Here is a 20,664-nt window from a genome sequence, read left to right as displayed (position 1 = left end):
CGCGTATCGCTGGGGCTGGAGACGGCCAACCGCAGGCTTTGTCGGCCTTCGGCCTGGTTGTTCTAAGCCGTTCTGGGTCGCTCTGGGCGTTCATCTGCTGTTCACGTGGCTTGGCCCAAGTACACCGCCGGGGCTCCGCCTGGTGCAGTCACCGAAACCATGAAGGAGTTGGCTGGTGACTGCTCACGTCTTGTAGATTCGAACGAAAGGCGAACCTCGGCAACCTCACGGCTTTCTTCGGGAACCCACAAACACACTCCATCCACACCAAGAGACAGATCGGCGGCGAACACCCATGCGGCTGCGCGCACTGCTGGAGAACGACGCGCTGGGCCTGCTGCTGCTCGGCGGCGAGGAAGAGCTCGACCGCACCGTGCGCGGTGTGATGACCACCGACCTGCGGGATCCGAGCCGCTACCTGTCCGGCGGCGAGCTGGTGCTCACCGGGCTGGCGTGGCGGCGCGACGCCGAGGACTCCGAGCCCTTCGTACGCATCCTGGCGAGCGCGGGCGTCGTCGGGCTGGCGGCGGGCGAGGCGGAGCTGGGCGCGATCCCGAGCGACCTGGTCGAGGCGTGCGTACGGCACCGGCTGCCGCTGTTCGCGGTGAGCGAGGCCGTCGCCTTCGCGACCATCACCGAGTACGTGGTGCGCCAGGTGTCCGGCGAACGGGCCGGTGACCTGGCGGCGGTCGTCGACCGGCACCGCAGGCTGATGACGTCGGGCCCGGCGGGTGGCGGCCCCGAGGTGGTGCTGGACCTGCTGACCTCCGACCTGGACCTGCGCGCCTGGGTGCTGTCGCCCACCGGCCGCCAGATCGCGGGCGCCGGTGACCCGCTGCCGCCGGCCGTCGGTCCCGTCCTCGCGGGCGAGCATCTGGCCGCGAGCCGTACGGGGCGCCGGGCGCCGCACCGGGCCTCCGTGCGGGGCACGACGTACTCACTGTTCCCGATCAGGAGCGCCGGGCGGGGCGCCGCGGCTGCCGCCGCTTCCCGCGACGTACGCGAGAGCGTGCTGTCGGACTGGCTGCTGGCGGTGGAGGCGGACGCGGGCGACTGGCCCGCCGCCCGTCTGGACCTGCTCCAGGGGGTGACGCAGCTGATCGCCGTCGAGCGCGACCGGCGCGACGCGGCCCGTACGGTACGCCGCCGCCTCGCCCAGGAGGTCCTGGAGCTGGTGCAGACGGGCGCGGCACCCGCCGAGATCGCGGCCCGCCTGCGGGTCGCCGCACCGGTGCTGCTGCCGGGTCTGGGCTCGGCGCCGCACTGGCAGGTGGTCGTGGCGCGGGTCGACTGGCTGGAGGCGGGCCCGGGCGTCTCCGGCGGGCCGGCCGCCGCGATCCAGTCCGGGCCGGTCGCGCAGACGCTGCTGGAGGAAATACTGGTCGACCCGGCGGTGGCCGGTTCCGACTCCTCGGACCGGATCGCGGTGGCGCACGCGGGCGACGAGGCGATCGCGCTCGTACCGCTGCCGGCGGTGGCGGTCGAGGACGCCGGCGACGGCGAGGAGGGGGCCGAGGGCCCGTCGGTCTCCCGGGTCGGCCTGCACGCCGACGTACTCCTGGAGGCGGTGCGCGAGCCGCTCTCGGGCGGCCTCGCCGACGACGGGCGACTGACACTGGGTGTCAGCGCGGCCGTGCACTCGGCGGAGGGGCTGCGCGGGGCGCTGGAGGAGGCCCGGCACGCGCGCCGGGTGGCGGCGGCGCGGCCCGGCCGGGTCTGCGCGGCCGGCCACCACGAGCTGGCGTCGCACGTGCTGCTGCTGCCGTTCGTGCCGGACGACGTGCGCCGGGCGTTCACGGCGCGGCTGCTGGATCCGCTGCGGGACTACGACCGGCGGCACCGCGCGGAACTCATTCCCACGCTGGAGGCGTTCCTCGACTGCGACGGTTCCTGGACGCGCTGCGCGGCTCGGCTGCATCTGCACGTGAACACCCTGCGCTACCGGGTTGGCAGGATCGAGCAACTGACGGGTCGTGACCTGTCGCGTCTGGAGGACAAGCTGGACTTCTTCCTCGCACTGAGGATGAGCTAGCCGGCCGCCGCTGCGGGTCCTGCGGGGCGCAGCGGAGCCGGCCGGCCCCCGGCGTCAACCCGGGGCGCCCCCACTCTCAGCCAAGTGGCCGCCCTGACCGGCCGTTTGTGAATTCATTCACCTGAGCTCTTGGCCCGGAGTGCCATTCCGTGCTGAGATTCGCCCACAACCGCACAACCGATACTCACAGCTCAATGACGTGCTGCTCGGGGAGGGCAATGTGGCGCATACCGTCATGTCCGGTTCTGGAACGACCGCAGGGGACGGAAGCCCACTCCAGACCGCGGTATGGCGGCTGCGCTCGCGTGGCTGCTGGACCGACGCCGCGGCCCTGCTCGAACCACATGGGGGCGCCGCCGCGACCCCTGCCGCCGCGCTCCAGCGGGCATCGCTGCTCGTAGAGCGCTGCCTGTTCACGGAGCGGGGCTGGGCGGAGGCCGAGGACGCCCTGCGTACGGCGGAGGCGGTTGCCCAGAGCGACGACGAGCGGGGCGCGGCGGCGTGCGAGCGCGGCCAGCTGGCGTACGCCTCGACGGTGCTCGGCGCCCGCGACCGCGCCGACGAGGCGCGCTCCGCGCTCGGCAGAGCGGCGGCGCTGCTGGCCCCGACGGCGCCGGGCCGCCCGCTCCTCGACTTCCGGCGCGGCCTGATCGCCGAACACATCTCCGACTCCCCGCAGTCGGCCCGCGCCGCCTACCGTCGCTCTCACGCGGGCGCGACGACGCACGGCGAGACACTGCTGCTCTCGTTCACGTGGCGCCATCTGGCCGGACTGTCCCTGCGCGAGGGCGAGTTGGCGGACGCCAGGCACGGCTTCGCGGAGTCGCTGCGGATACGGGAGGAACTGGGCTACCTGGTCGGCACGGCCCCCGCCCTGGCAGCCCTCGCCGACGCGGAACCCGAGCCGGAGGCGACTCGCCTGCGGGCGGAGGCGGGCCGCCTGTTCCGGCTCCTGGGCGGCGTACCGACGTGGCTGGCGGCGCAGTTGTCACCGTCCGCGGCGGTGTGATCTCAGCGGTCCGCGCCCGCGAAGTGTTCGCGTACCAGGGACTGAACCACCGTCAGGTCCTGCGCCGCCAGCGCGTCCAGCAGGGCCAGGTGTTCGGCGGCGTCCGCGAGGAGGTCCGCCCGGCGGCCCAGGGGGTCCGCTGTGAGCAGGGGCCACTGGGAGCGGCGGTGGAGGTCGTCGGCGACCGTGACCAGCTGGCGGTTGCCGGAGAGGGAGAGGATCGCGCGATGGAACGCGCGGTCCGATTCGGCGTACGCCGCCCGGTTGCCCGTCGCCGCCGCCGCCGTGGTGGCCTCCGCCAGTGGGCGCAGCTCGCACCACCGGGCGACCGGGATCGTACGGGCCAGGCGGAGCATGACCGGGACTTCGATGAGCGACCGCACTTCCGCGAGCTCGGCGAGTTCCACCGAGGTGCGGACCGTCACGCGGAAGCCGCGGTTCGGTACGACCTCCACCGCGCCCTCCTGCGCCAGCTGCTGCATGGCTTCGCGGACCGGGGTCGCGGAGACGCCGAAGCGGGCGCCGAGGGCGGGGCCGGAGTAGACCTCGCCGGGGACCAGCTCGCCGCTGACGAGGGCGGCGCGCAGGGCGTCGAGGATCTGGCCGCGCACCGAGTGGCGCTGGACGAGGCGAGGGGCCGGGGGCTCGCTGTGGGTGTGCTCGCCGCGCGCCTGCTCGCCCCGCGCCTGCTCGCCCCGCGCCTGCTCCGGTACGCGCACGGACGGCACCTGCGTGGCGGCGTGTCCGTACGCCGCCTCGCGCGGTCTGCCCTGCTGCTGCTCCATGCGGGTTCCTCCGGTGCTGTGTCCCATATGGACGATAGGCGGGCCGGGTAACAGTTCAAACATCGCATTGATCGGGTAAGGTAAGGCTTACCTGCAAACGATCGCGATTCGGTGGTCCCCTGCATGACCGTCCCCGCTCTTTTCCCCGGCGTCGCCGCCTCCCCCGTCGCGGCCTCCTACGCCCGCCTCACGGAGGTCTTCTCCGGTCTGCGCGTACACGAGCTGGCGGACGGAGAGCCGCAGCCCGGAGGCGGCGGCTGGGTCGGGGCCGCGGAGCTGGCGGCCGGCGGCGCCGCGCTCGACGCCTTTCTGGCCTGGGACAACGCGCAGGTTCTGCGCGACTACGGCCAGCAGGCCCGCCCCGACGTCGTCGCCAGCTTCGGCCTCCACCGCTACGCCTGGCCCGCCTGCCTGCTGATCACCGTGCCGTGGTTTCTGCACCGCCGGGTACCCCGCGTGCCCGTCGAGGACGTCGCGTTCCAGCGGACGCTGGGCCGCATGACCGTACGCGTGCGGGAATTCGCCTGCCTGCCGGGCGACCCGGCCGCCGCCCTGCCCGGCGCCCGCGTCGTACCGGACGAGGAGGCCCTGCGCGGTGAGGTACGGGACGCCGTCGCCCAGCACCTCGGTCCGGTGCTCGACGGCTTCGGGCCCCGGATGCGGCGCGGAAAGCGCGCGCTGTGGGGCATCGCCACGGACGAGATCGTGGAAGGGATCTGGTACATCGCGCACCTGCTCGGCGAGGAGCGGCGCGCGATGCGGGAGCTGGAGGAGCTGCTGCCGGGTACGACCAAGCCGTACGCCGGGACGGCCGACTTCCGCGAACTGACCGGACCGAACGGTGAGTCGCTGCCGACCCGCGACCGCGCGAGCTGCTGCCTCTTCTACACGCTGCGCCCGGACGACACCTGCGTGACCTGTCCTCGTACGTGCGACGCCGAGCGCGTACGGAAGCTGAGCGAGGAAGCCGCGGCGGCAGCGGCGTCCGCTGTCGCGACGGTCTGACGGCAGGGGCACCTCCAGGCCGGCCACCGGCACGCCACCCGATCAGGTGGCATAAATCGAACTCAACCGGCCGACTGCGTACGGCGGTTCGACCAGATCGCACCTATTCGCGTGCCCTGGCACTCCCTTGGCGTCCTCTTGCACCGAAAGCCTCTTTGGGCCACTTCGATTCCGCCAATATGGCGCCCGATACGCCCTACCGCGATGCAAGGGACACCGCACATGAGACTGACCGACATATCGCTTGACTGGCTGCTTCCGGGTGGCGTGATGCTGGCGGGGGTCCTGGCGGCGGTTGCGGTGCTCGCGCGCGGCAAGCGCGCCGGTGGCAAGGCCGCAGCCGACGATTCGTGGGAACGTACGGAGGAGCGGCGCAGGCGGAAGGAAGCGATCTACGGGATCGCCTCGTACCTGCTGCTCTTCTGCTGCGCCGCGGTCGCCGCCGCACTCTCCTTCCACGGCCTGGTCGGCTTCGGCCGGCAAAACCTCAACCTCACCGGCGGCTGGGAGTACCTCGTCCCGTTCGGCCTCGACGGCGCCGCCATGTTCTGCTCGGTGCTCGCGGTGCGCGAGGCGAGCCACGGTGACGCGGCGCTCGGTTCGCGCCTCCTCGTCTGGCTGTTCGCCGGCGCCGCCGCCTGGTTCAACTGGGTGCACGCGCCCCGGGGCCTCGGCCACGACGGCGCTCCCCAGTTCTTCGCCGGGATGTCGCTCTCGGCCGCGGTGCTGTTCGACCGGGCGCTGAAGCAGACCCGCAGGGCCGCGCTGCGCGAGCAGGGCCTGGTACCGCGCCCGTTGCCGCAGATCCGGATCGTACGGTGGCTACGGGCGCCCAGGGAGACCTTCGGTGCGTGGTCGCTGATGCTCCTGGAGGGCGTGCGCACGCTGGACGAAGCGGTGGAGGAGGTGCGCGAGGACGCACGCGAGAAGGAACAGAACCGCATTCGCCGGCGCGACCACCAGAAGCTGGAGCGCGCCCAGTTGAAGGCCATCAACCGGCAGCACCGGGCCTGGGGGCGCGGTCGTGTGGGCGGCGGGCGGCAGGTCGTGGAGGTCTCCGCCATCGCTGCCGGTTCGGGCTCCGCGCCGCCGCAGGCGGTCGCGGAGCCCGCCATATCAGAACCCGGACAACTGCCGCTTCGACAAAGGCCCTCCCTTCAGGCCGTGAAAGGCGCTGAAAAGGTGTCGACCGTCGACCTCACCGCCGAGGACGACACGCAGGCTCTGCCACGGCTCGACTCGCTGGAGCGCAAGCTCAAGGACCTTGAGCAGCAATTCGGCTGAGGCCACGCGCGGGCTTGGCAGCGGGCGTGGCGGCGAAACTGGCGGCGGGACTGGCGGTTACGCCGGCCCGCCGCCGCCCATGTCGAGTTCGAACCAGACCACTTTTCCTACGCCTTGCGCCCGTACGCCCCACGCGTCCGCGAGCGCCTGGACCAGTAGGAGGCCCCTGCCGTGCGTACCCTCGTCGGCCGGCGGGGTGCGCGGCTGCGGGGGGCGGGCGACGAAGTCCCGTACCTCTACCCGGAGCCTGGAGGCGGCGACGGTGGCCGTGACCTCGGCGTCGTGTTCCGTGTGGACCAGGGCGTTGGTCACCAGCTCGGTGGTCAGGAGCTCGGCGACATCCGTGGAGGTCCGGGTTTCCCGGTGCCGCAGCAGCAGTTCGCGCAGAGCGCGCCGTACCTCCGGAACCGCTGTGAGCTCCGCGTGCCCCAGTCTGCGTCGCAGCTGAATGGGTGCCCCCTCCCCGTCCGATTCGGCCTCCGCCTCCGCCTCCCCCGGCACTTGCGACGGTCCTCGCGCGGTGGCACCACGTCCGCTTGCCTTCTGCCCTGTCATAGCCCCCACCCGCACGCCGGATCGACCCCTTCTCTCGAACTGGTTCACGGGATGCATGCCCCGCACGCGCAATGGCACTCATATCCATTAGTCAAATAAGCGGCGTGCGGGGAATATCCGGATCTGGAGGCGAGCCCGCCGAGGCGTCGAACGGATACCGACCCCGATACTTTCAAACGCGAGCCCCGGGCGCACCAGCGGTCGAGTGGGGCTGGAGGCCGAGTTCCGTGTCCAGGCCCAGTGCGAACGCCAGGTCGACGTCCAGGTCCGCGCCGGCCTCGAACGTCGCTCCGATGCCGGCCGCCCCCGCTCCCGTACCCGCGCCGCCGAACACCTCCGCCCGCAGGCCCTCATTGATCCGTGCTCCCGCCGCCGGGTCCAGCACCAGCCGTCCGCCCAGCGCGATGTTCGCGTCTCCGGGGGCCGTCTGCGGGAGGAGCCTCGTCCTGGTCTCGTCCAGTACGCCGAGCCGCGCACCCGGCTCGCCCTCCCCCACCGTGGCCGTAACGACGTGGGTCCTGAGGTCCACCGCCACATCCTTGACGAAGACGACCGCCCTGTCTCCCCTCGACAGCCGGACGCCGCCGTCGAGCATGACCCGGCCGCCCAGCAGCTTCTTGTCCCCGTGGGCGATCCTGCTGCCCGCGCGGGCCTTGAGGCCGAACCCGCCCGCGTCCAGCTGGACCGCGCCGTCGACAGGGGCCGCCGCCGTGCCGTGCCCCGCCGGGCCGAGAGCCGCGCCCAGGTCCAGCCTGAGCAGTCCGGCCCTGATCGGCGTACCGGACGCGGGGGCGCCCGCGTCGGCCGCGGGGGGCTCCTTCGCGACCTCGGGCCCGGCGGCGGAACCCAGGACCGAGGTCACCGCGTCAGGCACTACGGCGATCGCGGCGGGCGTGGCGATGACGACGGCGGCCGCGGCCGCGGCGGAGATACGGCCGCGGCTGAAGCGGCGGGGGAAAGACATGCGCGTCACTGGCGTCACAGACCCTTTCGCTGACTGGAGTGGGGGTAGCTAGCAGCCGGTCGCAATGAACCTTCCGCGACACGCCGCGCCTGCCCCGCCCCGGCCCGCGATTCCACTCGTACGGACCAGCACCATCCTGCTCGCCGACAGAGCGAAGCCGCTCACCATCTCGGCGCGGCGTCGACGAGGGGGTTGAGGCTGCTCTGATCTCTGCCGAGTCCATCAACGCATGCGGTACGCCGCTACGCCTCCCAGACCGCCACCGCCGTACGGTCGTCGGCGTACCCCTTCACCCGCAGGCCGGCGTCCGCGAGGTACTCGGCGAGGCCGGGCGGTTCGGCGGGGGCCCAGCGTTCGGCCAGTTCCTTGGCGAGGGCGGGCTCGCCGCGCAGGGGGTCGGCGAGGCCGGCGCTGCAGAGCAGGAGGGTGTCACCCGGACGGGCCACCGAGGCGCGGAAGCGGAAGGGCTCGGTGGGCGGCGGCACGCTCTCGACGTACGGGGAAGGGGGCGTCGTAATGCCGAGGTCCATGGTGAGGCGGTCACCCTCCGGGGTCTCGGACGGGACCGAACCGAAGCCGACGACGGGCGCGCCGGTGACGGCGGCGGGCTCGGGGACCGGGGGCTCGATGTCATGCCAGGCGCCGCCGCGCAGCCGGAACAGACCGCCGCCGCCGATGCCGAAGAAGACCCTGGTGCGGCATGCGGGGTCGGCGGGCAGGAGGAGGCAGCGCAGGCTCGCTGTGTACTCCTCCGGTTCCAGGCCCAGTTCGGACGCGCGGGCGCGCAGCTTGCCGTAGCTGCGGTCGGTGAGGCGGTGCAGGCCGGACTTGAGGTCGCCCCTGCGGCCGGCCCTTATGTCGTCGGAGAGGCGTGCGTGGCTGCGGCCGACGGCTTCGCCGATCCAGCGGCAGGCGTCGGCGGCGGCCAGGTGGGCGTTCTCGGCGGCGCGGACCCCGCCGGCCACCGCGACCAGGACGAGTGCGTCCTCGGCGCGGCCGAAGCGGGCGGTGAGCAGGGCGTCGCGGCGGGGTTCGCCGCGGTAGCGGGCTGAGTCGCCGCGGATGGACGCGGCGCGCAGGGTGTACGTGCCGTACCGGGCGCCGTCGAGCACGGTGTCGGCCACGAGAGCGCCGAGCTCGCGCGGGTCGGCGGCGGGCAGGGCACTGGGCTCGGCGTCGTAGGTGGGCGCCCGATCCCCGACGAAGCCGGCGCGGGGCCGACGCGCCTGGTCGTACGGGGCCGGCTCAGGTTGCGAGGGCGGCTGTTCGTTGGCCGTCACGGAGCGCGGCGGAGGCGGACCGGCCGGCGGCGGGGCCGACTCCCGGCGGGCGGACGGCACTTGCGGTACGCCGGGCGGCTCCCAGGGGGCACGCTGCGGGGCGATGACGGGCGGCCGGGGCGGTCGCGCGGGAGCGGGCGGTTCAGGGGTCGGCGGCAGTGGTGGTTCCGGTGGCGGAGGGGCGGGTGGGTCCGGGGGTGGTGCTGATGGCAGGGGTGGTACCGCCGAAGGGCGCTTCTTCGCCGCTGGGGACAATGTGTTCGCTGCGGAGTCGAAACGGGTGTCCAGGGTGTCGTCCGGCTGCGCGGGACCCGTGTCCGGGGTGCGCTGTTCGTCGTACAGCCGGCTCCACCACGCGTCCTCGTCCTTGGTGCGCCTCTCCCCCTGCTGGCTCATGCCCCTATTGTCCACCTCAACGGCCGTACGAAAATGGGGCATCGGGAAAAACAAGTCCGCCGGGCGACCCCACCCCCCACGGGAGGGACGCCCGGCGGACGGCTCTTCGGCCGGCGCGGCGCCCGGCGTGCGACCCGAGTGCCCCGAAACGCTGAGATCAATCTGCGGTGGCGCCACGTTGGCAGAGTGACGGGTGGTGCGGGAATGATGCGTACGGCGGGTTTACGCCGTGGCCGCTTCCCGCCATGACCGGGTGGGCAAGATCGTGGCGACGGTGCGGAAACGCGCGGAATCAAAGCGTCCGGGGAGGGTGTGGAGGGGTGCTGGGAGCCATTGGTCTCGACGAGGCCCAGGAGTCGACGTACCGCGCGCTTGTCGCGCTCGGCGCCGCGGAGGTCCCCGACCTCGCGCACCGGCTGACGTTGCCGGAGGCCGATACGGAACGTGCGCTGCGCCGCCTGGAGCGGCAGGGGCTCGCGGCGCAGTCGTCGGCCCGTACGGGACGCTGGGTGGCCGCGCCGCCCGGCGTCGCACTGGGCGCGCTGCTGACCCAGCAGCGGCACGAGCTGGAGCAGGCGGAGCTGACTGCGGCGCTGCTGGCGCAGGAGTACCGGGCGGAGGCGGCCGAGCCCGCGGTGCACGATCTGGTCGAGGTGGTGACGGGCACGAGCGCGGTGGCGCACCGCTTCGTACAGCTTCAGCTCGGCGCGACCGCGGAGGTGTGCGCGCTGGTCACGGGGCATCCGACGGCGATCAGCGGCATGGACGACGAGGCGCAGGAGCGGGCGGCTGCGCGTGGCGTGACGTACCGGGTCGTGCTCGAACGGGACGTTCTCACGCTGCCCACCGGCATCGTCGAGCTGTCGGCGGCGCTGGGGCGCGACGAGCAGGTACGGGTGGTGGAGGACGTTCCGACGAAGCTGGTCATCGCGGACCGGACCATCGCGATGGTGCCGCTGACGGGGCGCGGCGCGGAGCCCGCGGCTCTCGTCGTACACGCGAGCGGGTTGCTGGAGTCGCTGACCGGGCTGTTCGAGGCGGTGTGGCGGGAGGCGCTGCCGCTGCGGCTGGGGGCGGACGGGACGGCGTCGGAGGACGGCACGCCGGGCCCCGACGCCACGGATCTCCAAGTGCTGTCGCTGCTGCTGGCCGGGATGACGGACGCGAGCGTCGCCAAACAGCTGGAGCTGGGTCTGCGGACGGTGCAGCGGCGGGTGAAGGGGCTGATGGAGCTGGCGGGCGTGACGACGCGGCTGCAGCTCGGGTGGCACGCGTACGAAAGGGGCTGGGTGGCCAGACGCTGACCTGGCCGCAGCGCGCACGGCAAGAAGCCCGCCCTCGTCCACCGTTCGCCCCGACGGCCTCTTGGACCTGCGGTGACAGCCCTGTTCCCGCACTCTGGACAGATGGGCGTGTGGCAGCTCCTCCTGGTCGGCCTCGTCATGCTGCTCGGCCTGCTCGGCGTGCTCGTGCCCGGCGTGCCGGGGCAGGCCATCGTCTGGGCGGCCGTGCTGTGGTGGGCGCTGGAGGACAAGACGGTGCTCGCCTGGGGCGTACTGATCGGCGCGACCGCACTGCTGCTGCTCAACCAGGCGCTCAAGCCCCTGCTCCCGGCCCGCCGCCCCCAGGAGTCCGGCGCACCGCCGCGTACGCTCATGGTGGGTGGGATCGCCGGGATCGCCGGGTTCTTCCTGCTGCCGGTGGTGGGCGGGATCGTGGGATTCATCGGGGGCATCTACGGGGTGGAGCGGGCGCGGCTCGGCAGTCACGGCGGCGGCTGGGCCTCCACCCGTACCGTCATGCGCGCCGTCGGCTACCCGGTGCTCGTGGAGCTGTTCGCGTGCCTGCTGGTGGTCGGCACGTGGGCGGGTGTGCAGATCTGGGGCTGAAATTCCCGCGGATCCGGCGAAAGTCCTGGGCCGTCGTGCCGATGTGCGGGGTGGGTCGCGCGTGTGAGGCTGACGCCATGACCGCATTCAGCGATGCCGAACGCGCGTACCTCAAGACGCAGCGCCTGGGACGGATGGCGACCGTCGACCCGAAGGGCCGGCCGCAGGCAAACCCGGTCGGTTTCTTCCCGCAGGACGACGGGACGATCCTGGTCGGCGGCCACGCCCTCGGTACGACCAAGAAATGGCGCAACCTCCAGGCGAACCCGAGGGTCGCGCTGGTGGTCGACGACATCGTGAGCCTGAAGCCGTGGGCAGTGCGCGGGGTGGACATCCGGGGTGAGGCCGAGCTGCTGACCGGGGCGCACGAGCTCGGGCCGCACTTCAGCGAGGAGCTGATCAGGATTCACCCGCAGAAGATCCACAGCTGGGGTCTGGACTGACTCAGGGCCTGCGCGTTACGCCGTCCAGAGGTGCCGCACCGCGTACGACCGCCAGGGCCGCCAGGCGCCGGCACCCGCCTCTCCGTCCGGTGCCACATCCGGGTCGCCAAGTGCCCGCATCCGGATCAGGCCCGCGGTCCTCGCGGTGATCCCGGGCAGCGCGCGCAGTGCCCGCTCCGCCTCGTCGCGGTCCGCGCCGGGATCGAGGCGTACGACGCCGTCCGCGAGCGCGGCCGCCAGCGACCGCAGCGCGGTGTCGTCCGCCCCGGCGAGGGCGCCCGGCTCGGGGAAGACGTGCGTCAGCGCGCCGCACGGCTGGTCCAGCACCTTCCCGTACGCCTCGATGAGGCCCGCCATCGCCTCCCGGCCCACCAGCGCCCGTACCGCGAACTCCTCGGGGTCAGCGGCGCCCGGCGAACGCAGTCCGGGGCGGGCGGCGACCAGCGGCGCCAGCGCCGGGTCGGCGGCGAGCCGCTCGTCGACGGCGTACGGGTCGGCGTCCAGGTCGAAGAGCCCGCGCAGCCGCTGGACGGCGGTGGTGAGGTCGCGCAGGTCGGTGAGGTGGATGCGGGCGTCGAGCCAGCCGGTGTGCGGGGCCTCGTCCACGGCGGCGATGCCCGTTCCGTACGGCAGGGGCAGGGTGCGCCGGTAGGTGCGGGCGCCGGGCTCGCCGGTCATCTCCTCGACGCGCGGCACGGCCTCGCTCGCCAGCAGGTCGAAGATCTCCCTGGCCGCGTACGCCCCGCGATAGGCGAGTCGCAACGGGATCCCGGCGGCGAGGGCGGGCCCCGCGCCGGTGCCCGTGGCCGCGCCCGTGCCCGCGGTCTTGGTTCCGGACTCCGTCCGCAGGAGGCTGGGGGTGCGGGCGTAGATCTGGCGGATCGTGTCGTTGAACTGCCGCACGCTCGCGAAGCCGGAGGCGAACGCGATCTCCGTGACGGGCAGTCCGGTGGTCTGGAGCAGCACGCGCGCGGTGTGCGCGCGCTGCGCGCGGGCGAGTGCGACGGGGCCGGCGCCGAGCTCGCCGGTCAGCTGCCGCTGCACCTGCCGGGTGCTGTAGCCGAGCCGGCCCGCGAGCCCGGGCACGCCTTCGCGATCGACGATGCCGTCGCCGATCATCCGCATCGCGCGGCCGACGACGTCGGCGCGGGCGTTCCAGTCGGCGGATCCGGGTACGGCGTCGGGGCGGCAGCGGCGGCAGGCCCGGAAGCCGTTGCCTTGGGCGGCGGCAGCCGTGGGGTAGAACCGCACGTTCTTGCGCTGGGGGGTGACGGCGGGGCAGCTCGGGCGGCAGTAGATGCCGGTGGTCGCGACGGCGAAGAAGAACTCGCCGTCGAAACGCGCGTCGCGGCTGGTCACCGCCTCGTACATGCTCTCCTCGTCCATCACGCCATCCAGTGTGCGGCAGCGGCGGGCTGGCGGGATTCGGACACGGCGTCCGAGGGGGTGGGGTGGGATGCCCGGCGGGGCTTTTCCCCACCCCCCCGAAGGGCCGGGGGCCTAGCGCCGGCCCCCCGCGCGCTTGGCGGCGAAGTTGGCGCGGCCCTCCGCCGACTTCAGCCGCCACTCGCGCCCCATCTCCGCCCGTAGCCTGGCGTCGGTCTTGGCGACGATGCGCCGGTTCTCCCGCAGCAGCTTGCGGTAGCTCTCCAGCCGGCGCTCCGGCAGCGAGCCCTCCTCCAGCGCGGCCAGCACGGCGCAGCCCGGCTCGCTTTCATGGGCGCAGTCGTGGAACCGGCACCGGGCCGCCAGTTCCTCGATCTCCGAGAAGACCTGCCCGACACCGGCCTCGGCGTCCCACAGGCCCACCCCTCGCAGTCCGGGCGTATCGATGAGCACTCCCCCGCCGGGCAGGGCGAGGAGGTTGCGGGTGGTGGTGGTGTGCCGGCCCTTGCCGTCGACTTCGCGGGTCGCCTGCACATCCATGACGTCCTCGCCGAGCAGCGCGTTGGCCAGCGTCGACTTTCCCGCACCGGACACCCCGAGCAGCACGCTCGTACCGCCCGATACGACCGCGGTGAGTACGTCGATGCCGTCACCCGTCGTGGAGCTGACGGCCAGCACCCGCACGCCGGGCGCGGTGGTTTCCACGTCCTCGACGAGGTACGAGAGCCCGGTGGCGTCGGGCACGAGGTCGGACTTGGTGAGGACGACCAGCGGCTGGGCGCCCGACTCCCAGGCCAGGGCCAGGAACCGTTCGATCCGCCCGAGGTCCAGTTCCACGGCGAGTGAGACGGCGATGATCGCGTGGTCGACGTTGGCCGCGAGGATCTGCCCCTCGGAACGGGTGGAGGAGGTGGAGCGTACGAACGCGGTACGGCGCGGCAGGTACGCCCGTACGAACCGCGGGTCGCCGACGGGGTCGACGGCCGCCCAGTCACCGGTGCAGATGACCCGCAGCGGATCGTGCGGAGTCACGTACGTCGTGTCGCCGTGGACGACGCCGTCGGTGGTGAGGACGTCGCAGCGGCCACGGTCGACCCGTACGACACGGCCGGGCAGCAGACCCTGCGCGGCGTACGGGGCGAACTCGGCAGCCCAGCCTTCGTCCCAGCCGTAGGAGGCGAGGGCGTGCTGAGCGTCCGAAGGAGAAGAAGGAGAACGAGACGTGTTGAGGGAAGCGTTGGACAAGGGGAACCCTTCGAAGGGTGGCCCCGGCAGCGCGCTCGGCGCGCGGAAGAAGTGTGGGTGTCAGCCGGAGACCACAGGGGTGGCAACGATGATGAACTCCTGAATGCGGGCAGTGCCCGTCACCGTGACAGTCATCAATGTCCTCACCTCCTGCTTCCTCGACGAACCAAACGAGCAGAACCATAACTCCGCCCCGGAAGACGGCACCAGCGATTATTCCGCGCTTGTCGCGGGCCGGTTCGGTGACACTGTGCAGTGCGAGACCGTCTGTATCAGTAACAGTCCAAGCGCAGTTGGCAGAGGTGAGCGATGTCTGAAGACCCCGGTGTCCATGAATTGCGGCTGGGTATTTATGCCACTCAGCAGCAGGCAGATGAGATCAAGGAACGCATCACCAGGCTGCTGTGCCCGGATCCGGATCACGCCCCGCCGTGCCCGGTCCCGTGGTCGATGTCCATGGTGCACATGTCGGATCCCGACGCCCGCGAACGTCATCCCGGGCTGGTCGAGCAGGCCGAGGCGGAGAAACACCTTCGTCCGTAACGGCCCCGCTTCTTCGGGCTCACCCCGCCGGCGGGAAGGCCTGTTCGGTCCAAATGGTCTTTCCGGAGCGGGTGTAGCGCGTTCCCCACCGCTGGACGAGTTGCGCGACGATGAACAGACCGCGTCCGCCCTCGTCGTCCTCCCCGCTGTGGCGCAGGTGCGGTGACGTGTGGCCGGTGTCCGCGACCTCGCACAGGAGCGTATGGTCGCGGATGAGGCGCAGGTGCAGCGGCCCGGCGGCGTACCTCACCGCGTTGGTGACCAGCTCGCTGACCACGAGCTCGGTGGCGAACGACAGTTCCCGCAGGCCCCAGTCGTGAAGCTGCCCGGTGGCCAGGTCCCGGGCATGGCTGACGGCGGCCGGTTCCGCCGGCAGCTCCCATTCGGCGACCTGCGAGGCGCCCAGTTCGCGGGTGCGGACGAGCAGCAGGGCCGTGTCGTCGGCGGTCTGCCCGTTCGGTACGAGTTCCGACACTGCCCGGTCGCACAGTTCCTCCAGCGACGCGTGCCGGTCGCTGAGCACCCGTCCCAGGGTGTCGAGTCCGTGGTCGATGTCGCGGTCGCGGGCTTCGACCAGGCCGTCGGTGAAGAGGGCCAGCAGACTGCCCACCGGCAGCTCGATCTCCATGGACTCGAACGGCAGGCCGCCCAGCCCCAGGGGCGGGCCGGCCGGCAGATCCGGGAAGGACAGCCGGCCGTCCGGGTCCACCACCGCCGGCGGCAGGTGCCCGGCACGGGCCATGACGCATCGTCGCGAGACCGGGTCGTAGACCGCGTAGAGACAGGTCGCGCCGGTGGTCACATCGTCGAAGTTGCCGTCGAGCGTGCCGAGCTCGCCCCACTGCTCCTCCGCCGACTGCCCCACCAGGTCGTCCAGCCGCGTCAGCAGCTCGTCGGGAGCCAGGTCCATCTGGGCGAAGGCCCGTACGGTCGTGCGCAGCCGTCCCATGGTGGCGGCCGCCTGCAGGCCGTGACCGACCACGTCCCCGACGACGAGTCCGACGCGCGTCCCGGACAGCGGGATGACGTCGAACCAGTCGCCGCCGACTCCTGACAGGTCGTCCGTGGGCAGGTACCGGTAGGCCAGATCGACCGCCGACTGGCGCGGCACGTGCTGCGGCAGCAGCTGGCGTTGCAGGGCGAGGGCCGCGGTGCGTTCACGGGTGAAGCGGCGGGCGTTGTCGATGGATACGGCCGTACGGGCGACCAGCTCGTCGGCCAGCTCGATTTCACCGCTGTCGAAGGTGGCCGTGTCGGTGCCCCGGACGAAGGTGACCAGGCCGAGGGTGCTGTCCCCGGCCCGCAACGGCACGACCAGCGTGGTGTCGTCGAGCACGAGCCCGCCCGAGGAGAGGCAGCGGTACTGCGGCGAACCGGGCGGGTAGGCCACAGGGGGTCCGCCCTGCCCGCCGGGGCCGTCCTCTTCGGCCTCCCCCGCTGCCGAGCGGCGGGCGACCCGTACCAGCGCCATCTCCCCCGAGCCGCCGGTGGCCGGGACCTCGCCTTCCAGTACCGCCTTCGCGAGGTCGACCGTAACCGTGCCGGCGAACTCCGGGACCGCCACCTCGGTGATCTTCTCGGCGGTGACCAGTACGTCGAGCGCGGTGCCGATTCCGCGGCCCGCCTCGACGAGCAGGGCCAGCCGCTGCTGGGCCTTGTAGCGGTCGGAGATGTCGAAAGCGTCCTCGCACACTCCGAACACGTGCCCGTCGGCGTCCTGGAGCCGGTAATAGGAGCAGGACCACAGGTGGTCCGATTCCGGGTCGCTGGGGGGCCGGCCCAGGAAGTGCAGGTCGAGGATGGGTTCGCCGGTGTCGAGCACATGGTGCATGACCGCGTCGAGCGTGCGTGGATACCCCTGCGTGACGAACCTGCCATCGGCGTAGAGCTCGTCGGCCCGCAAACCGCTGAACTCGGTGAACGGCTGTCCGATCTCCCGTTCGAAAGCCGTGTTGCACCAGGTCAGGCGCAGATCGGTGTCGTAGATGGCCAAGCCGACGGGTGACTGCGTGGCCAGCCCGTGCAACAGGGCCAGACGGGTCTCCCACGCCCGGAGATCCTTCAGCTCCGTCGCGACCAGGACGCGCTCCGCCGTGCCGGGGCCCGGCAGGGGACACACCGCGGTCGCGAGAAGCAGCTCGTGCCCGTCCCGGTGCCGGGCGACGCGGATCTCGTTTCCCCGCAGCGGTGTCGCGAGGGGCGGGCCGTCGCCCGGCGGCACAACGGAGTCCGCCCGCGGTGGCAGGATCACCCGCAGGGGCTGTCCGACGATCTCGTGCGGCCGGTAACCGAGCAGCTTCTCGGCCGCGGGACTCCATCCGATGACCGTGTCCCGGGCGTCGACGACCGCCGTGGCCGCCCTGGTGACGTCGAGGGGACCACGGAAGTCGGCACTCTGCGCCGCGTTCCACGCACTCATGGCGCCACACCAGCCCGGTTCATCACCTACAGAATCCGCCGTGCCCAGGGCCGGCACAACCGCGGTACGCCCACGCAACGGCAGCCGCAGGGCATTCTCAGCCAGTACGCCCCACGATCAGCCACTGCGCGGGCAGCTCTATGCGGGTGCCGTCCGCCCGGAACTCCGTCTGGGCGAGGGTGATACGGCCGTCCACCAGGACGGTGAGCCCCGACGCGCGCAGAAGTCGCGGTATTTCGCGGTCCTCGGACTCCGCCGGTTTCAGTCCGTGCGCGAAGACCCGTGCCAGCTTCGGCGGCGGTCCGCCCGGCTCCCGCATGAGATCCCGCAGTACGGTCTTCGCCTCGGCGGTCAGTTCCACCACGAAGGCACGCCCCCGCTGCCCCACCAGCTCCGCGACCGCCGCCGCGATCAGGGGCCGGTCCGGCGGCTCGCTCTGGTGGATGACGGCCCGCAGGTAGACGTTGCTGTCGCCGAGCCGCTTGTGCAACTCGTGCACGGCCGCCGGGTCGGCCGCGTTGAGCTGCCTGAACTCGACCGCGTTCGCGGTGTCCGCGCGCCGCGCGTGGGCCACCGCCGCGTGGGATATGTCGACGCCCACCGCCCGCGAGAAGTGGCGTGCCAGATAACGGGTCTGTGTCCCGTTCCCGCATCCGACGTCGACCACGGGTAATGCCGCGTCGACGTGCGGGGCGAACAGCTCCAGGTGGGGTGCGGCCGTCAGGGACGGATCGCTGTCCCAGATCGCTTCACCGGGAGTGTCCGGGGTGTCCCCCCAGTAGCTCTCCCACGCGTGCACGTATCGTCCGGCAAGAGTCATCGGATGCCCCCGGTGGTGCGTACAGACGGACAGACGGAACGGACAGGCCTCGCGCCCGTTCCTTACCCCGATACCGCCGTCCCCGACACCCCGCCGTCCCGACACCCCGCGCGGCAGTCATCCGTCGCGCACGCCTGAGCGCGCTCCGGGTGGCAGGGGCTGCTCGAACCAGACCACTTTGCCGCGCCCCATGTGACTCGCCCCCCACCTGTCGGCGAGCCGGCTCACCAGCCGCAGACCGCGCCCGCACTCCTCGTCCGGACCCGCCTCCCGCAGTACGGGCAGCGTGTGCTCCTCGTCGGAGACCTCGCACAGCAACGTGTCCGCGCGCACCAGACGCAGCCCCACCGGACGGCCTCCCGCATGCCGGACCGCGTTCGTGACGACCTCGCTGACCAGCAGCAGGGTGGTGTCGGCCAGCTCCGGCAGCCCCCACCGCGCCAGTTGGGCGTCCACGAGCTGCCGGGCCCGCCGCACGTCGGCGGCCGTCGGAGCCAGCTGCCACGTCGTCATGTCCTCGGGTGGCATACCGTTCAGGCGGGCCATCAGCAGCGCGATGTCGTCCTTGCGCCCGCCACTCTCCCCGGCCGTCGACACGGCCAGCGCCCGGATGATGGTGTCGCACGCCTCGTCCATGGAGGCGGCCGGGTGCGCCGCCGATTCGCACAGCGCCGCCAGGCCGGTTCCGATGTCCTCACCGCGCACCTCGACCAGCCCGTCCGTGCACAGCACCAGCCGGTCGCCCGGCGACACACTCACCCGGGCGGTGGCGAACGGCACGCCCCCGAGGCCGATCAGGGCGCCGCCGGGCACGTCGATCAGCTCGCCGCGGCCACTCTCGGCGCGTACGAGAACGGGAGGCAGATGCCCGGCACTGGAGATCAGCAGCTCACCCGCGACCGGATCGTAGACGGCGTACAGGCAGGTGGCGAGATAGTGGTCGCCGAGCTGGTGAGCCAGATCGTCGAGCTTGCGCAGCAGCTGCGCCGGCGGGATGTCCAGTACGGCCATGGTGTGTACCGCTGTGCGCAGCTGGCCCATCATGGCCGCCGCGTTCAGCCCGTGCCCCATCACGTCCCCGACGACCAGCGCGGTACGGGAGCCGGGGAGCCGGATGGTGTCGAACCAGTCGCCTCCGACCCGGCCCAGCGCGGTGCCCGGCAGATAGCGGGTGGCGACGTCGCAGCCGGCCATGCGGGGTTCGACCTGCGGGAGCATGCTTTCCTGCAGCGTCTCGGCGACCTGCTGCTGGTACGCGTACATGCGCGCGTTGTCCAGGACGAGTCCGGCCCGGGCGGCGAGCTCGGCGCCGGTTCGACGGTCCATGTCGGTGAACGGCTCACGGCCGGGGCGGCGCATCAGCACCGTGAACCCGAGCACCACCCTGCGCGCCGTGAGCGGTACGACGAGCAGCGACCGGCCGCCGATCAGGGGGCGCAGGTCCCGCTTCTCGAACTGGGCGGAGATGCGCTCGCTCAGGTCGTTGCCGATGCGGGGCAGGAGCACCGGTTCGCCCGTCACCATGCACTGGAAGAACGGGGTCTGCTCGGGAAAGGTCATCTCCTCCCCGACGGGGACGGTGTCGTCCCAGCGGCCCGGCTCGTCGTTGTGCTCGACCCATACCCGGCGCCAGTCGGTGTTCACGTCCGGCGGACCGTCCGGGAACCCTTCGCCGGCGAGGATCTGGACCCGCAGGTGGGTGCCCGCGAAGTCCGCGAAGCGGGGCACGGCGGCGCTGGTGACCTCGCGGATCGTCCGGGCCAGGTCGAGCGAGCTGCCGATGCGGCCGCTCACCTCGTTGAGGAACTCCAGCCGCTCCCGGACGGCGGCGTACTCAAGGTCGAGGTCCTTGTCCAGGTCCGCGTCAATGGGTGGCCTTCCGAGGTCCGCCGGGCCGCCGCCGCGCACTGGGGCCGTCCGTGTCCGGCGCTCGCGGTGCTTCGGCACGCCCCAGTCGGGTGTCACCGGGACGCGTTCGTACGTGCTGATCTCCAGGACCGGGTAGCCCAGTTCGAGCACCTGCGACACGATCCGGCCCGCCGTGGCCGGCCCCATGTGGGGAAGGATGTCGGGCAGCCGCTCGGCGAGCAGGCCCGCCCCGGGAAACTCGGTGTGCAGCGCGAAACCGGGAGCGACCCGCTCGTGCGGGTCCCCGTCGTCGCCGAGCCGGGAGGCGTCGGCGGCCAGCACCAGCAGCCGCTCCGGCCCCGGTCCGGCCAGCGGGTACGCCCACCACAGCACGTCCAGCGAACCGGAATCGGCACCCTGCTGCGAACCACCGTCCGGCCGGGGGCACTTGGCACGCCCGGCCGTGAGCTGGTCGGCGAAGTCGTCGTACTCGTAGAGCGCGGTCAAAGCGCCGGAAACCGGCAGCAGGTCGGCGGCGAGGGCCCCCACGGCGTCCTGTCTGCGGTGGCCGAAGAGCCGGTGCGCGCCGGAACTCCAGTGCGAGACGAGGCCGTCACCGCCCACCACGACTACGGCGAGCGGAATCCGGCCGGACACGGCGCGCTGCCGTGGAACCACAGCTTCCATGGGCTTGCGTACCCTCCCAGCGGCAAGATCTCCGACGAAGACGTCCTCACGGTACGGCCGGGTGGTGGCCGGCA

Annotated in this window: 17 protein-coding genes; 8 read left to right on the top strand and 9 right to left on the bottom strand. The window is 72.4% G+C overall.

Annotation, left to right across the window (positions count from 1 at the left end; translation table 11 throughout):
- Positions 1-295 precede the first annotated feature (295 nt).
- Together J7E96_RS24585 and J7E96_RS24580 are read left to right on the top strand one after the other, a co-directional pair.
- Positions 296-2,032: a PucR family transcriptional regulator ligand-binding domain-containing protein gene (locus J7E96_RS24585; RefSeq protein ID WP_215133845.1), complete on the top strand. Its 1,737-nt coding sequence runs from the start codon at positions 296-298 to the stop codon at positions 2,030-2,032.
- Between the two features lie 235 nt (positions 2,033-2,267).
- On the top strand, positions 2,268-3,041 hold the full coding sequence (locus J7E96_RS24580; RefSeq protein ID WP_215133844.1) for a hypothetical protein: 774 nt from the start codon (positions 2,268-2,270) through the stop codon (positions 3,039-3,041).
- 2 nt (positions 3,042-3,043) lie between these two features.
- Here J7E96_RS24580 and J7E96_RS24575 read toward each other — a convergent pair whose 3' ends face one another.
- Positions 3,044-3,826: a GntR family transcriptional regulator gene (locus tag J7E96_RS24575; RefSeq protein ID WP_215133843.1), complete on the bottom strand. Its 783-nt coding sequence runs from the start codon at positions 3,824-3,826 to the stop codon at positions 3,044-3,046.
- Positions 3,827-3,949: 123 nt separating this feature from the next.
- Here J7E96_RS24575 and J7E96_RS24570 point away from each other — a divergent pair, with 123 nt between their 5' ends.
- Together J7E96_RS24570 and J7E96_RS24565 are read left to right on the top strand one after the other, a co-directional pair.
- Positions 3,950-4,831, top strand: coding sequence for a (2Fe-2S)-binding protein (locus J7E96_RS24570; RefSeq protein ID WP_215133842.1), 882 nt, complete (start codon positions 3,950-3,952; stop codon positions 4,829-4,831).
- Positions 4,832-5,053: 222 nt separating this feature from the next.
- Positions 5,054-6,115 carry a DUF2637 domain-containing protein gene (locus tag J7E96_RS24565; protein WP_215133841.1) on the top strand — a complete coding sequence of 354 codons (1,062 nt, stop codon included), beginning with the start codon at positions 5,054-5,056 and terminating at the stop codon, positions 6,113-6,115.
- A gap of 57 nt (positions 6,116-6,172) precedes the next feature.
- Here the strand turns inward: J7E96_RS24565 and J7E96_RS24560 are convergent, their stop codons facing one another.
- The 3 genes from J7E96_RS24560 to J7E96_RS24550 all read right to left on the bottom strand — a co-directional run bounded on the left by J7E96_RS24560 (position 6,173) and on the right by J7E96_RS24550 (position 9,310).
- Positions 6,173-6,616 (bottom strand): ATP-binding protein, encoded by a 444-nt coding sequence (locus J7E96_RS24560; RefSeq protein ID WP_308296114.1) that lies wholly within the window; start codon positions 6,614-6,616, stop codon positions 6,173-6,175.
- Between the two features lie 226 nt (positions 6,617-6,842).
- Complete coding sequence (locus J7E96_RS24555) at positions 6,843-7,634, bottom strand: hypothetical protein (RefSeq protein ID WP_215133839.1); 792 nt, start codon at positions 7,632-7,634, stop codon at positions 6,843-6,845.
- A gap of 242 nt (positions 7,635-7,876) precedes the next feature.
- A complete protein-coding gene (locus tag J7E96_RS24550) occupies positions 7,877-9,310 on the bottom strand; it encodes a protein phosphatase 2C domain-containing protein (RefSeq protein WP_215133838.1) in 1,434 nt (477 codons plus the stop codon).
- Positions 9,311-9,630: 320 nt separating this feature from the next.
- On the opposite strand from J7E96_RS24550, the gene J7E96_RS24545 reads away from it, so the two are divergent.
- From J7E96_RS24545 to J7E96_RS24535, 3 genes are all read left to right on the top strand, one after another.
- The gene (locus tag J7E96_RS24545) at positions 9,631-10,614 is read left to right on the top strand and encodes a helix-turn-helix domain-containing protein (protein ID WP_215133837.1); all 984 of its coding nucleotides are present in this window, start codon (positions 9,631-9,633) and stop codon (positions 10,612-10,614) included.
- 102 nt (positions 10,615-10,716) lie between these two features.
- Positions 10,717-11,199, top strand: a complete 483-nt coding sequence (locus tag J7E96_RS24540) for a DUF456 domain-containing protein (RefSeq protein ID WP_215133836.1) — start codon at positions 10,717-10,719, stop codon at positions 11,197-11,199.
- A gap of 77 nt (positions 11,200-11,276) precedes the next feature.
- Positions 11,277-11,642: a PPOX class F420-dependent oxidoreductase gene (locus J7E96_RS24535; RefSeq protein WP_215133835.1), complete on the top strand. Its 366-nt coding sequence runs from the start codon at positions 11,277-11,279 to the stop codon at positions 11,640-11,642.
- Positions 11,643-11,657: 15 nt separating this feature from the next.
- On the opposite strand, the gene J7E96_RS24530 is transcribed toward J7E96_RS24535, so the two are convergent.
- Positions 11,658-13,028 carry a DNA-3-methyladenine glycosylase 2 family protein gene (locus J7E96_RS24530; protein ID WP_215133914.1) on the bottom strand — a complete coding sequence of 457 codons (1,371 nt, stop codon included), beginning with the start codon at positions 13,026-13,028 and terminating at the stop codon, positions 11,658-11,660.
- Between the two features lie 114 nt (positions 13,029-13,142).
- Positions 13,143-14,273, bottom strand: a complete 1,131-nt coding sequence (rsgA, locus tag J7E96_RS24525; RefSeq protein ID WP_251070356.1) for a ribosome small subunit-dependent GTPase A — start codon at positions 14,271-14,273, stop codon at positions 13,143-13,145.
- Positions 14,274-14,582: 309 nt separating this feature from the next.
- Here rsgA and J7E96_RS24520 point away from each other — a divergent pair, with 309 nt between their 5' ends.
- A complete protein-coding gene (locus J7E96_RS24520) occupies positions 14,583-14,816 on the top strand; it encodes a hypothetical protein (protein ID WP_215133834.1) in 234 nt (77 codons plus the stop codon).
- A 19-nt stretch (positions 14,817-14,835) separates the two neighbouring features.
- Here J7E96_RS24520 and J7E96_RS24515 read toward each other — a convergent pair whose 3' ends face one another.
- The 3 genes from J7E96_RS24515 to J7E96_RS24505 form a co-directional block, all read right to left on the bottom strand.
- A complete protein-coding gene (locus J7E96_RS24515) occupies positions 14,836-17,235 on the bottom strand; it encodes a SpoIIE family protein phosphatase (RefSeq protein ID WP_215133833.1) in 2,400 nt (799 codons plus the stop codon).
- 97 nt (positions 17,236-17,332) lie between these two features.
- Positions 17,333-18,055 carry a methyltransferase domain-containing protein gene (locus J7E96_RS24510; RefSeq protein ID WP_215133832.1) on the bottom strand — a complete coding sequence of 241 codons (723 nt, stop codon included), beginning with the start codon at positions 18,053-18,055 and terminating at the stop codon, positions 17,333-17,335.
- A gap of 117 nt (positions 18,056-18,172) precedes the next feature.
- Positions 18,173-20,590, bottom strand: coding sequence for a SpoIIE family protein phosphatase (locus J7E96_RS24505; protein WP_215133911.1), 2,418 nt, complete (start codon positions 20,588-20,590; stop codon positions 18,173-18,175).
- Positions 20,591-20,664 lie beyond the last annotated feature (74 nt).

The organism is Streptomyces sp. ISL-96, assembly GCF_018614035.1.
Lineage (GTDB): Bacteria > Actinomycetota > Actinomycetes > Streptomycetales > Streptomycetaceae > Streptomyces.
Note: the sequence above shows the minus strand (reverse complement) of the source record. Positions and strands in the feature narration are given on the sequence as shown.

Bases quoted from the DNA above. Each gene is read 5' to 3' on its own strand.
- J7E96_RS24585 (WP_215133845.1), top strand. From the start codon at position 296: ATGCGGCTGCGCGCACTGCTGGAGAACGACGCGCTGGGCCTGCTGCTG.
- J7E96_RS24580 (WP_215133844.1), top strand. From the start codon at position 2,268: ATGTCCGGTTCTGGAACGACCGCAGGGGACGGAAGCCCACTCCAGACC.
- J7E96_RS24575 (WP_215133843.1), bottom strand. From the start codon at position 3,826: ATGGAGCAGCAGCAGGGCAGACCGCGCGAGGCGGCGTACGGACACGCC.
- J7E96_RS24570 (WP_215133842.1), top strand. From the start codon at position 3,950: ATGACCGTCCCCGCTCTTTTCCCCGGCGTCGCCGCCTCCCCCGTCGCG.
- J7E96_RS24565 (WP_215133841.1), top strand. From the start codon at position 5,054: ATGAGACTGACCGACATATCGCTTGACTGGCTGCTTCCGGGTGGCGTG.
- J7E96_RS24555 (WP_215133839.1), bottom strand. From the start codon at position 7,634: ATGTCTTTCCCCCGCCGCTTCAGCCGCGGCCGTATCTCCGCCGCGGCC.
- J7E96_RS24550 (WP_215133838.1), bottom strand. From the start codon at position 9,310: ATGAGCCAGCAGGGGGAGAGGCGCACCAAGGACGAGGACGCGTGGTGG.
- J7E96_RS24540 (WP_215133836.1), top strand. From the start codon at position 10,717: ATGGGCGTGTGGCAGCTCCTCCTGGTCGGCCTCGTCATGCTGCTCGGC.
- J7E96_RS24535 (WP_215133835.1), top strand. From the start codon at position 11,277: ATGACCGCATTCAGCGATGCCGAACGCGCGTACCTCAAGACGCAGCGC.
- J7E96_RS24530 (WP_215133914.1), bottom strand. From the start codon at position 13,028: ATGGACGAGGAGAGCATGTACGAGGCGGTGACCAGCCGCGACGCGCGT.
- J7E96_RS24520 (WP_215133834.1), top strand. From the start codon at position 14,583: ATGTCTGAAGACCCCGGTGTCCATGAATTGCGGCTGGGTATTTATGCC.
- J7E96_RS24515 (WP_215133833.1), bottom strand. From the start codon at position 17,235: ATGAGTGCGTGGAACGCGGCGCAGAGTGCCGACTTCCGTGGTCCCCTC.
- J7E96_RS24510 (WP_215133832.1), bottom strand. From the start codon at position 18,055: ATGACTCTTGCCGGACGATACGTGCACGCGTGGGAGAGCTACTGGGGG.
- J7E96_RS24505 (WP_215133911.1), bottom strand. From the start codon at position 20,590: ATGGAAGCTGTGGTTCCACGGCAGCGCGCCGTGTCCGGCCGGATTCCG.